Genomic DNA, 13,140 nt, shown 5'->3' on the forward strand with positions numbered 1-13,140 from the left:
TGGTATTACATGAGTCAAGCGACGCTCGGAAGTGGTCCTTACCGGAATTCTAGTCTCTTCTCTGGCTACTATCTCGACGAGCGCGTTGCTGACCTCGACGACTGGGAATCCGATGAGGAGGCCGAAGCGGCCTTCGACGCCCTCCGCGAACTCTGGGAATTGGAGGGGGAGTACGTCGCCTCGCACGGCGAGGACGAACTGATCGACCAGTGGATCAGTGAGGTGCTTGAGATCCTCGGGTTCGACACGATCTCCGAGGGGACGCTTCCCGGCGGTGGCGGGTACGTTGACCGACTACTCTACGAGTCCAAAGAAGAGCGATATGCGGCGGCTGACCGGAAGCAGAACGACGACCGGGAAGGGATGTTCTCGCGAGCGTCCGCGCTGCTCGAAGCCAAGCAGTGGGGCCACAGCTTCGAGCAGCGATTCAACGACGAGCGACCGTATCGCGACGCCTCGCACCAGGTGAAGTACTACCTCGAACGGACGCCGCCCGACCTCAAGTGGGGGATCCTCACCGACGGGAAGAAGTGGCGACTCTACGGGACCAAAGACTACGAGACGCAGACGTACTACGAGGTCGACCTGCCGGAACTGCTCGAATCCGGGGACCTCCAGCAGTTCAAGTACTTCTACTGTTTCTTCCGGCCCGAGGCGTTCGTCGAGGTCGCCGGGAGTTCGTTCCTCGAAACCGTCTGGTCGGAGTCCGAGACCGCCGCACAGGAGCTCGGCGAGGACCTCCAAGACAACGTGTTCACGGCGCTGCGGATCCTCGGCAAAGGATTCGTCGAGAACAACGACCTCGCGATCGACCCGGAGGACGAAGCCGCTCGCGCCGAGTTGAAAGAGCAGTCGCTCGTGCTGCTATACCGGCTGATGTTCGTCCTCTACGCCGAATCGCGCGGGCTGATTGACCCGGAGGACCCGGACGCGAACGCGGAGTATCACGAGAACTTCAGCCTCGAAGAGGTTCGCAGCGAGATCATCGAGACAGTCGAGGGGGGCGACGTCGAGTCGGGGGCAGTCTTCCACGAGGAGTACAGCGACTTCTCGACGACGATCTGGAACCGGCTCTCGCGGCTGTTCGAGTTGATCGACGAGGGGGAGGAGGAACTCGACATCCCGCCGTACAACGGGGGGCTGTTCGACCACGACGACCACGAGTTCCTCGCGGCAAACGACGCGTCGGACCCGGCGATCGCGGAGGTCATCTTCCGCCTGTCGACCACGCAGAACGACGAGGGCGAGTACGTCCCGGCGGACTACGCCGACCTCGACACGCGGCACCTCGGCTCGATCTACGAGGGCCTGCTCGAACACGAGTTCCGGATCGCTCCCGAGGAGGGCATGGCCGCGGTCGCGGAGGACGGCGGACAGGTGTGGAAGCCCGGCGACGAGGTCTCCGTCGCGGACGCGGTCGAGGTCGTCGACGAGGGCGGGCTGTACGTCGTGAACGACGAGGGCGAGCGCAAGGCCACGGGGGCGTACTACACGCCAGACTACGTGGTCACCTACATCGTCGAGGAGACGATCGACCCGCTGATCGACGAGATCCACGCGGACCTCGAAGCGGACGGTCTCTCCCGGAGCGACGGGGAGTACTTCCGGCGGTTCTACGACCGCGTGACGGACCTGACGGTTCTCGATCCCGCGATGGGGTCCGGGCACTTCCTGACGAAGGCGACGGGCTACCTCACCGAACACGTCATGAGCGTCGTTCGCGAGCAGGAGATTCAGTCGTACGACGAGCAGGACATTCGGCGGACGATCTCGAAGGAGGTCATCTACGGCGTCGACCTGAACGGGATGGCGGTCGAACTCGCGAAGCTCTCGATGTGGTTGGAGACGCTCGCGGCGGACCAGCCGCTCGCCTTCTTAGACCACCACCTGAAAGACGGGAACTCGCTCGTCGGCAGCGACATCACGGAGGTCCTCTCTGACGACACCGAGGAGAACGGCGGCCAGCTAACGCTCACGCAGGCGTTCGCACGCGTTCGGCAGGACACCCTCGGGCACGTGATGGACCTGATGGCAGACCTGCTGGCGTACGACAACGACTCGCTGGAGAGCGTGAAATCGATGGAGGAGCTGTACGACGAGATCCGCGACGACCCCCTGTACACGCGCCTCTTCGAGTTGGCGAACGTCCACACCGCCGAGGAGTTCGGCTGTGACGTGCCGGAGGACGCCTACGAGCAGATGGCGGGAGCGATCGAGGACGAAGCCGATTGGGCGAAAATTCGCGAGGAGCCGTGGTTTAAATCGGCACAGGCGACGGCCGACGAGCAGGACTTCTTCCACTGGGAACTGGAGTTCCCCGAGGTGTTCTTCGACGCAGAGGGAGAGAAAATGGGTGAGGCGGGGTTCGATGCGGTCGTCGGGAATCCTCCTTGGGTCGATATTAAGGGACTAGAAGAACCAGATTACCTATTCGATTTATATGAAACAAGTTTCAATCGCGTTAATATCTACTCCGCATTTATCGAGAAGTCCACCTCGCTCCTTCACATAAATAGTCAATTCGGTTTTATAACTCCCAATTCGTATATGACGCAGAGTTCATATAAACGGCTTCGCTCACACATCCTTCAAAATTACAATCTAAAATCTATAGTTCGGTTACCAGATGGTGTTTTTGATGGTGTGAAGATGGAGACCACAATACTGGTTTCCGAACGTGACGAAGCATCTCCAAGGGGGAAACTTGAAGCTCTGATTTACCCACCAAATTCAGAGATCGAGGACAACATCGAGAACGCACCGGAAACAAACAGAATTGACACCGCTGACTGGGAGGACTCAGAAGACCAGATATTTGACATATTCACATCAAAAGAGGAACGGGACCTTCTCAAAACGATCGAAAATACTGGTACAGTAATCGGCGATGAATTTGAGTCCTGTCTCGGACTGACCCCTTATGACAAACATCAGGGGCATACAGAGGATCAAATCGATAACCGTGTATTCCACTCTGACGAGAAAGAGTCAGATGAATATCACCGGATTACTGCTGGGAAGGGAATCAGACGATATAATGTCTCCTGGGAGGGGGAGAATGGATCAAGTATGGCGATCACTTGGGTTCGTCCCGTGAACGGCGATTTTTCACGGAGCCTCGCTGTGTTGTTAGACAAATAATTTCCACTGATGGACGCGGAATTTGTGCTGCATATTCTGATGAGAAACTGTTTCACACACAAGTTGGATTTGTCCTTCTTCCGAGGAAAGGCCATAGCAAATTCGCAAAGGCAATTGTTGGAATACTCAACTCGAAGACAATTGCGTTCTACCATCGGAAGAAGTATCTAGACGAAAATAAGGAGGTTTTCCAGAAAATACTGATTCAGGATGTAGTGGAATTCCCACTTCCGAAGGCCTATTCACCAGATCAGCTTGTTACGGCTGTCGGAGATATTCAAAAGTTGGTCGAGCAAAGACATCAGTTGAATACGGAACCATACGACTACTTTTCCGGACACGAATTTAGAAACCCAATTACTGAGTCCGGACTAATACAACCACCACGCGGACAAGTGGAGCAACTTAGTGGAACAAAATCAGATTTCCACAATCTTCGAATTGGTGATGTTAATATAGTCCGTGAATCATCGAACACTGTGTTAATAGAGGCTACCGCCCGTTTCAAACCGGACCCAGATAAGAAGGGCAAGGATGCTTATACTGAAACAGACTTCTTGCCCGCGTTCCGGATCACGGACCTCACGGAGCGCGAGGCGGACCTGATCGAGCACTTCGTGCCGGTCGCCGTCGACGAGGCGGGCGGCTTCGCGAACTTCCGCGAGACGGCGACGAAGACGAACTCGCTGATCGACCGACTGAAGGCGATCGAATTGCCTGACATCGACGACGTGGCCGACGACTTGGAGAACTACTTGGAGACGACAGAGCGTGCCCAGGAGCTCGACGCGAAGATCGAGCAGACGGACGAGCTTATCGACGAAATCGTGTATGAGTTGTACGGGCTGACCGACGAGGAGATCGAGATCGTTGAAGAGGCGGTTGGCGAGTAACGTAAGCTACGACGGTCGCCTTTTCATCGCGGTTTTTAAATTCCACCCCTCCGACTCAAGTGCTCCGAATAACCTGCCCGAGGGTATTCGATACGAACTTTTAGATGGTTGGTAGTTGTCATGAAAGGTAATGACAGCCGACAATATTTCCGAGACTAATGTTTGGCAGCTTGTTCAGGCGGTCTCTGAATCTGAAAAGTACGCGTTTCTCATTGGGGCTGGGACATCCAAACCAGAGCCGGCTGGAATTCCAACTGGAGGAGGACTTATCGAAACCTGGCAAGAAGAGTGCCATAAAAAAGCAAACACAGATACGGAGCTTGAGAAATGGGTAGCAGAGCGAGAAAAACAAGAGATGGACTATGATCAGAGCCAGTATGGGTTCTGGTTTGAAAAGCGACATCCAACACGTGGCGAACGTCGGCATCGTATCGATAAACTCGTCAGAGAAGCTGACCCGACACCTGGCCATATCACTTTGGCGTCGCTAATGAGTGAAGGATATGTACCACATGTAATCACCCCAAATTTTGACGATCTGCTTTTTGATGCCTTCTATCTCTTCTTGGAAGACAAACCAAACCTTATCGACCACCGCGCAGTCGCACCAGAATTCAAACTCACTCGTGATGATCCGACAATTGTGAAGGTTCACGGCGATTATCTGTACGATAATCTCCAGAATACGGATACAGAGACCGAAGCACTTGAACCAGCAATGGAGGATGCTCTTCAGCAGACGGCTACTGAATACGGACTAATAGTTGTGGGCTATAGTGGGACCGATGACTCAATCATGGACCCATTATTGGATGCCGATCTCTCCGAATATGGCATCTACTGGTGTGTTCGTGACACAGACGATGTCTCGGCAAAAGTTGGAGAATTATTAGAGCAGCCAAATACACATTTAGTCGAGATTGGCGGATTTGTCAGTCTGATGGAAGCCTTTTATGATTCGATCAATGAGGTCGAATTGCCAGAACGTACAGAACTTGTTGACCGGGCAATGGCACGAGCCGATTTATTAGAAGGAACGCTAGAAGAGAGTGCAGAATCCACCAGAGAAGATGGAGATGCTGCCTTCGAAAGAGCACTAGATAAAATGGCTGCACAACGAGCAGTTGAAAAGAATCGTCATCGTCATGCGATTGAACTCCTTGACGAGGTCATTGACGATCAGCCCGATGTAGCCGCATATGTAAACCGTGGAAACTCGAAATCCGAACTAGGGCGACACGAGGAGAGTATTAAGGATTACAATAGAGCCATCGAAATCAACTCTGAAGACAGCAAGTCCTACTACAATCGTGGAAATACAAAACTCGAATTAGAACAATATGAGGAAGCTATTGAGGATTACGACAAAGCGATTGAACTTGATTCTGAACCCACCCAAGCACTCGTCAATCGTGGAAATGCAAAATCTAATCTAGAACGTCATGAGGAGGCCATTGAGGACTATAGCAAGGCTATCAAACAGAATTCTGAAGATAGTGACGCATATTATAACCGTGGGTATGCGAGGTTTAATCTGGAAAAATACGAGGATGCGCTTGAAGATTTCACCCAAGCAATCGAACTCGATCCTGAATACATTGATTCATATTACAACCGTGCGAATGTTCTCGCCAACCTAGAGCGATATGAAGAGGCTCTAGAAGATCTTAGCCGAGCAATCGAACTTAATCCCGAAGATAGCGGAGCATACGCTGATCGAGGGACTATAAAAAGTAACCTAGAGCGGCATAAAGAGGCTCTAGAAGATCTCGACCGGGCCATCGAACTTAATCCCGAAGATAGTGGAGCATACGCTGATCGAGGGGCTATAAAAAGCCGCCTAGAGCGGTATGAAGAGGCTCTAGAAGATCTCGACCGGGCCATCGAACTTAACCTCGAAGATAGCAGAGCATACGCTAATCGAGGGCTTATAAAAAGCAACCTAGAGCGGCATGAAGAGGCTCTGGAAGATCTCGACCGAGCCATCGAACTTGATCCAGAAAGCGAATTTGCCCTCCGGAATCGATCAGAAATTCATCTTCTGAGAGGTGACTTTGAAGAGGCTCAAAGAGATGCCAAAGAAGCGAGATCACATAGTACCTCCACGGGTCAAGAAGCGGTAAGCCGATTGTTAGAGCTCATTGCGAAAATCACACAAGGGGACGAGGTTGAGGCTGAGGAGGAAGAATACCGAAATACATGTGAAAAAGAGTTCACAGTAGATTGGGATTTCAAAGAACTCGACGGTTGGCTAGAAGAAGAGCCTCATATAGACGATTATGAGAAAATTGAGGAATTGATTGATATGCTTCGAAAGCATAGAAAAGACAACGACCATTCCGCAACAGAAATTTAATATTTCAAATCTCCATGGGGGAGGGGGGATGTCATTGTTATATAATGTTTATGAATATATTTAGAACCCCTCCCACTCACCCGGCCGCGTAGCATGAAGGCGGCCGCGGACCCGGTTCAGGAACATCGAGTCCGGGATCGACTTCCTCACTCAGGTATAGCCGCCCCCATGTCGTGATCGACCAGTAAGTCTCCACGCGACCGAACCCGATATCGCGGTCTTCGCGCTTAACGAGTTCGGCGTCAATCAACACGGTACAGCGGTCCGTCGCCTGCCCAGAACTTCTCGGTTCCGGTGAGTTCAAATCTCTTGACTTCGGCGACGCGCTCGCAGAACTCGCCGTAGAAGATACTCGGAGATCGATCCCGTCGACGCCGTTCATGAGTCACGCGAAGATGTCTGAAACTCTTCGTTGACTCAGATCTCTTCATCGCGAAATATCGCTACAAACGAATCGACGTCAGTAGAAACGAGATTTGTTCTGAAAGCCGAGGTGTTCCGCTAACAGTAGTTAGCTACGGGACGTCGATAGTCGTCTCGTAGATCGCACTCCCACTGGGATCATGGATAATCCGAAGGGGAACTGTTGCTGTTCCATTTACACCGTGCTCTATCGATTTTGTAGTACCTGTTTGCCAGAGATCGCTACCGAATGAAGAATCGGTAACACGACTACCATTGACAGCTAACACGAGGTCGGACGATTCTAAGTCCTGTCCACCGGTCTTCGCGATGGAAACATTATCAGCGCCGACGTCTTCAACTGAGAAACTCGCCTGCGGCGCGGTGTCGCCTAACTGATCGCCCAGTCCGAGCACGAACGTCCCGATGACGGCCGCCAGGATGACTGTAATCGCGACCATCAGGATGACCCCGATAACGGGGCTCACCGCACGGTCGTCCGAATTGGATTGGTTGGTTGGTTTCATAGTTTGAACCCAGCGGTTCACCGAAGAACGGACGCCGAGAGCCTCGTGTGCCGTGATTGTGGAGCTCTCAGTTCCGTTCCGGTCGGCTGCTGGCTACTCGTAAAAACGCGAACGATGCTTATGTACTTGCTGGCACGAATATCAACGCCGAAAATCGAACGGAGCTATCCGGCTTGTTCACACCCAACGCTCTGGATTTTGAAGCGTACCCGGAAAGGGCGATACCGCGGCGGGTCGCGATCGTTCGCGACCGCCCCGGCCGGTCGCTCCGCAACCAATAAACGCGGCTCGCTCCTTGCTCCGGTAATGGCCGACTGGACGGAAAAATACCGCCCGAGCACGCTCTCGGAGGTGCGCGGCAACGACAAGGCCCGCGACGCGTTCGCGGAGTGGGCCCGCTCGTGGGACGACCACCGCGAGGCGGTCGTCCTCCACGGCAGCCCGGGCGTCGGGAAGACGAGCGCGGCGCACGCGCTCGCGAACGACATGGACTGGGAGACCGTCGAACTCAACGCCTCCGACCAGCGCACCGCCGACGTCATCGAGCGGTTCGCGGGGCGGGCCGCTCGCAACGCCACCCTCGGCGGGAGCGCCGCGGGCGGCGGCGCGAGCGGCGGCGACACCGCCTCGCGCCAGCTCGTCATCGTCGACGAGGCCGACAACATCCACGGTAACTACGACCGCGGCGGCGCCTCGGCGATCACGAAGCTGGTGAAGGAGTCGGGCCAGCCCATCGTGCTCATCGCCAACGACTACTACGACATGTCGCGCGGACTCCGGAACGCCACCCAGGAGATCGAGTTCCGCGACGTCTCCGCGCGCTCCATCGTCCCCGTCCTCCGGGACGTCTGTCGCAAGGAGGGGATCGAGTTCGAGTCCGACGCCCTCCAGCAGATCGCGGAGGGGAACCGCGGCGACCTGCGGGGCGCGATCAACGACCTCCAGGCCGCCACGCAGGGGCGCGACTCGATCACGGTCGAAGACGTGGTCACCGGCGACCGCGACAAGGCGTTGGGGCTGTTCCCGTTCCTCGACGCCGTGTTGAAAGAAGAATCCGCCGAGGAGGCGCTCCAGTCGGCGTACGCCGTCGACGAGACGCCCGACGACCTGATGCGGTGGATCGAGAACAACCTCTTGGACGTGTACGAGCCGGCGGAGGCGGTCCGCGCGTACGACTTCCTCGCCAACGCGGACGTGTGGCTCGGCCGCGTGCGCGCCACGCAGAACTACTCCTACTGGCGGTACGCGACCGACAACGCGGCCGCTGGCGTCGCAGCCGCCCGCGACGGCGAGAAGGGCGGGTGGACGCGGTACGGTCGCCCGCAGTTCTGGTCGTCGTCGGACGCGACCGCGGACGAGGTCGTCGGCAAGATCGCGGCCGCGAGCGGCTGTAGCGTCGCGACCGCCAGACGCGAGGTGTTGCCGTTCCTCGAGTCCGTCACCCACCACTGTAAGCCCCGCGAGCTGACCGTCGCGATGGCGGCGGCCTACGACCTCGACGAGGAAGGGGTCGCCTTCGTCACCGGCTCGGGCGAGTCGACGAACAAGGTCGCGTCGATAGTCGAGGACGCGCAGGCCCGCCGCGAGGAACTGATCGAGGAACACGCCGACGGCGCCTTCGCGCTCGACGCGGCGGGGCGCGCGGACGACGGGGAGGACGCGGCTTCCGACGGCGACGATTCGCCCCTCGACGGGGCCGAACCGAACGCCGCGGGAACCGATCGCGACGACTCGGCAGACGAGGGGTCCTCCGACGACGCGGGCGACGGAGACGCCGACGACGCGGGCGACGATCAGGCCGGACTGAACGACTTCATGTGACTCGCTACCGGTTCTGATCGCGAACGCGGACGCTCAAGCACTGCGAGTCGGACTCGCCTCGCTTTCGGACGACTCTGCGGTTTCGATCGGACCGTCGCAGACGAACTCGAACCGGGCGCCGCCCTCTCGGCTCTCCGTCACCGAGACCGTCCACCCGTGCGCCTCCGCGATCCGCTCGACGATCGCCAGCCCGAATCCGGTGCCGCCCGGGGCGGTCGTGTGTCCCGGCTCGAAGACGGCGTCCCGCTGGTCGGGTTCGATCCCCGGGCCGTCGTCAGCGACGTAGAACCCCTCGTCCGTCCGTCCGACGCGGATACGGATCGCGGCGCTCTCCGCGTCGGTCTCGGCGCTGTCCGACGGCGGCTCCCCTCGGGCCGAGAACGTCCCTGACGCGACCCGGTCTCCGAACCCGGCGTCGCCCTCGGCCGAATCGGATCCGGGGAGGGCGTCGACGCCCTCGGGTGTCCCGTGTTCGAGGGCGTTCCGGAAGAGGTTCTCCAGGGCCTGCCGAAGCCTGTCGGAATCGCACGGCACCGTCCCGAGCGGTCCGTCGACGACGAGGACGGCGTCGGCGGATTCGCCGACGGTCCCCCACGCGCTGTCGACGACCAACCGAAGGTCCGTCGGCTCGGCGGACTGAACCGTCTCCCCCTCTCGCGCCAGCGTCAGGAGGTCGCCGATGAGGTCGTCCATCCGGTCGAGCGCGTCGAGGGCGCGATCCAGCCGGTCGGCCGCCGCCTCGCCGTCGAGGTCGTCGGCCAGTTCGATGTTCCCGACCGCGACGGAGAGGGGGTTCCGGAGGTCGTGTGAAACGACGCTCGCGAACTCCTCGAGTCGCTCCCGCTGTCGCTCCAGCCGCCGTCGCCGCCGGACGCGTTCGTCCGCCGGAAAGAGGTACCCGACCACATCGCCGTCGTCCGTCGCTCGGCCCCGCTCGTGGATCCACCGTGAGTCCCCGTCGGCCGCGACCCGATACACGACGTCGACGGGGTCCGATCCAAGCGCCTCGCGGAGTCGATCGCGGTCGTCGCCGACCACGCGCTCGAGCCACCCCCCTTCCGGTCGTTCCGTGACGTCGAGCCGCGGCTCCCCGTCGGTCTCGATCACGAGTCGAGAGGGATCGCCGTCTGGACGACGGTACGCGATTCCCGGGCGCTGTTCCATCCGTCGTACCACGTGTCAACGAGTCTACCGCGACAGCATAAACCTTACTCGGCTATCACTTGTCATGCGATGAGATCAAGTCAAAAACGTACGAAATAATTCAGATCGGCGGACCGGATCGCCGAGAGACCTTTGTCGCGTCCCCCGGTGGATCGTCGTATGCGCGCAGCGATCCTGCGGGAGTACGGCGAGCCGCTCGCGGTCCGTGAGATTCCCGACCCCGAACCGGCCCCCGACGGCGCCGTCGTCCGCGTGGACGCCTGCGGCGTCTGCCGGAGCGACTGGCACGCCTGGGCCGGTCACGGCGAGTGGGCCGACGACCGCGTCCCGCGCGGTCAGGTGTTGGGCCACGAGCCGGCCGGCGAGGTCGTCGCCGTCGGCGACGAGATCGACCGGTTCCGCCCGGGCGATCGCGTAGTCGTCCCCTTCTCGCTCGGTGACGGTACCTGTCCGCACTGCCGCCGCGGGGCCGGCAACGTCTGCGAGGACGGGCGGGCGCTGGGGTTCGAGTCCGCCGCCCCCGGCGCGTTCGCGGAGCGAGTGGCCGTCCCGGCGGCCGACTACAACCTCGTCGAGCGCCCCGACTGGCTCGGCGCGACCGCCGCCGCGGCGCTCGGCTGCCGGTACATGACGGCGTACCACGCGCTCGCCGAGCGGACGACCGTCGGCGGCGGCGACGCCGTCGCGGTCCACGGCTGCGGGGGCGTCGGTCTCTCCGCGGTCCAGATCGCCGCGGCGCTCGGCGCGCGCGTGGTGGCGGTCGACGTCGACGACGACGCCCTCGCGCTCGCGACCGAGTTCGGCGCGGCCGAGACTGTGAACCCGGAGTCGCCGTCGGGAGACGGCTCCGTCCCCGAGCAGGTCCGCGACCTCACCGACGACGGCGCCGACGTGTCGCTCGACGCGCTGGGAATCGCGGAGACCTGCCGCAACTCGGTCCGGTCGCTGCGGCCGCGCGGCACCCACGTTCAGGTCGGACTCACGACGGACGCCGAGCGCGGGGAGGTGTCGCTGCCGACGGACTGGATGACCCGGTGGGAGATATCCTTTATCGGCTCGCGCGGGATGCCGCCGACGAGCTACCCGGACCTGTTCGCGATGATCGAGTCGACCGGGATCGACCCCGGCGCGCTCGTCGCCCGCGAGCTGGCGCTGTCTGAGGTCTCTGACCGGCTCGCGGCCATGAACGAGTACGCGGTTCGGGGGGTCGAGGTCGTCACCGATATTTGAGAGCGGGCGAGACGGGACCTACAGAAGCCGCGAGAGGAACTGTTGACCGCGCTCGGTCGACGGCTCCTCGAAGAACGACTGCGTCTCGCTCCGCTCGACGACCCGGCCGTCGGCCATCAGGACGATCCGGTCGCCGACCTCGCGGGCGAACCCCATCTCGTGGGTGACGAGGACCATCGTCATCCCGTCGGCCGCCAGCCCCTCGATCACGTCGAGCACCTCGCCGACGAGCTCCGGATCGAGCGCGCTCGTCACCTCGTCGAACAGCATCACCTTCGGTTCCATGGCGAGCGCGCGGGCGATGGCGACGCGCTGCTGTTGGCCGCCCGAGAGCGCTCCGGGGTACGACTCGGCCTGATCGGCGAGTCCGACCCGGTCGAGCAGGTCCGCCGCGGCTTCCTTCGCCTCGGCCTCCGGCACGCCCTTGACCTTCTCCGGGGCGAGCGCGACGTTCTCCAGCGCAGTCTTGTGCGGGAAGAGGTTGAACGACTGGAACACCATGCCGATCTGCTGGCGGATCTCGTTGACGTCCGTCTCGATCACGGACCGACCGTCGAGGCGGACGTCGCCGCCCTGTATCTCCTCCAGCCGGTTCGCACACCGGAGCAGCGTCGACTTCCCGGAGCCGGACGGCCCGATGACGACGACGACCTCCCCCTCGTCGACGGAGAGATCGACGTCGTACAGCACCTGCGTCTCGCCGAACGACTTGTCGACGCCGTCGAACTCGACGAGCGGACCGGTCACGCCTCCTCACCTCCGTCGGCGTCGCCGCCGGAGCCGAGCCCCGACAGCCGGCCGAACATCCCGCTGTCCGACCCCCAGTCCGACCGGCGCTCCAAGCCGTTGACGAGCTGGCTCATCGACATAGTGATCGCGAGGTACAGCACGCACACCCACACGAGCGGGGTCCACGGGTCCAGTTGGTTGCTGTTGATGTTCCGGAACACGCTCATGATCTCCGGGACGGCGATGACTGTCAGCAGCGAGGTGTCTTTCACGAGGATGATCTGGTCGTTGCCGATGGCCGCGAGCGCGTTCCGCCACGCCTGCGGGAGGACGACCTCGCGCAGCGCCATCACCCGGGACATCCCGAGCGACCGCGCCGCCTCCATCTGCCCGTCCGGGACGGCGTCGATCCCGCCGCGGATCGCCTCCCCGACGTACGCGCCGTGGTTCAGCGTGAGTCCGATGATCGCGGCCGGGATCGCCCAGTCCGAGAAGGGGAACTCCCCCGTCGCCCACAGCCGCGGCACGCCGAAGTAGATGACGAACAGCTGGAACAGAAGCGGCGTGCCGCGGAAGAACTCGACGTACCCCTTCGCGATCCGGCCGGTGACGTTCGACGTCGAGATCCGCCCCAGCCCCACGAGGACGCCGAGCGACACCGAAAGGAGGCTCGATATCACGACGATCTGGACGACGAGGAAGAACGCCTCCGCGAACCGCCGGGCGATGAGCGGCGAAGCGAGCAGCTCGTAGTTGACCTGCGTCGAGAGGATCCACACGAGCAGTCCGCCGATGGCCAGCACGAACCCGCCGGCGGCCACTTCGCCGGCCCGCTTCACCAGCCGGTCGCGCATCAGTACGCCGCCGCCGCTCGACT

At 60.3% G+C, this 13,140-nt stretch carries 7 protein-coding genes and 1 pseudogene; 4 read left to right on the forward strand and 4 right to left on the reverse strand.

What is annotated here, in order from left to right; translation table 11 throughout:
* Positions 1–9: 9 nt before the first annotated feature.
* Positions 10–4,034 (forward strand): annotated as a pseudogene (locus tag ACODNG_RS13610) (Eco57I restriction-modification methylase domain-containing protein).
* Between the two features lie 130 nt (positions 4,035–4,164).
* Positions 4,165–6,390: a tetratricopeptide repeat protein gene (locus ACODNG_RS13615; protein ID WP_434521739.1), complete on the forward strand. Its 2,226-nt coding sequence runs from the start codon at positions 4,165–4,167 to the stop codon at positions 6,388–6,390.
* Between the two features lie 515 nt (positions 6,391–6,905).
* Here ACODNG_RS13615 and ACODNG_RS13620 read toward each other — a convergent pair.
* Positions 6,906–7,319 (reverse strand): type IV pilin, encoded by a 414-nt coding sequence (locus ACODNG_RS13620; RefSeq protein WP_434521740.1) that lies wholly within the window; start codon positions 7,317–7,319, stop codon positions 6,906–6,908.
* Between the two features lie 306 nt (positions 7,320–7,625).
* On the opposite strand from ACODNG_RS13620, the gene ACODNG_RS13625 reads away from it, so the two are divergent.
* Positions 7,626–9,140: a replication factor C large subunit gene (locus ACODNG_RS13625; RefSeq protein WP_434521741.1), complete on the forward strand. Its 1,515-nt coding sequence runs from the start codon at positions 7,626–7,628 to the stop codon at positions 9,138–9,140.
* Positions 9,141–9,173: 33 nt separating this feature from the next.
* On the opposite strand, the gene ACODNG_RS13630 is transcribed toward ACODNG_RS13625, so the two are convergent.
* Entirely contained in the window at positions 9,174–10,304 is a 1,131-nt protein-coding gene (locus ACODNG_RS13630) for a sensor histidine kinase (RefSeq protein ID WP_434523105.1), read from the reverse strand.
* 159 nt (positions 10,305–10,463) lie between these two features.
* Between ACODNG_RS13630 and ACODNG_RS13635 the strand changes: the two genes are divergently transcribed.
* A complete protein-coding gene (locus tag ACODNG_RS13635; RefSeq protein WP_434521742.1) occupies positions 10,464–11,534 on the forward strand; it encodes a zinc-binding dehydrogenase in 1,071 nt (356 codons plus the stop codon).
* Positions 11,535–11,552: 18 nt separating this feature from the next.
* Here the strand turns inward: ACODNG_RS13635 and ACODNG_RS13640 are convergent, their stop codons facing one another.
* Both ACODNG_RS13640 and ACODNG_RS13645 read right to left on the reverse strand, forming a co-directional pair.
* A complete protein-coding gene (locus tag ACODNG_RS13640; protein ID WP_434521743.1) occupies positions 11,553–12,281 on the reverse strand; it encodes an amino acid ABC transporter ATP-binding protein in 729 nt (242 codons plus the stop codon).
* On the reverse strand, positions 12,278–13,117 hold the full coding sequence (locus ACODNG_RS13645; protein ID WP_434523106.1) for an amino acid ABC transporter permease: 840 nt from the start codon (positions 13,115–13,117) through the stop codon (positions 12,278–12,280). The genes ACODNG_RS13640 and ACODNG_RS13645 overlap by 4 nt, the downstream gene beginning before the upstream one ends.
* Positions 13,118–13,140: the final 23 nt, after the last annotated feature.

The sequence above is a fragment of the Halorubrum sp. AS12 genome (assembly GCF_051122765.1).
GTDB classification, from domain to species: Archaea; Halobacteriota; Halobacteria; order Halobacteriales; family Haloferacaceae; genus Halorubrum; species Halorubrum trapanicum.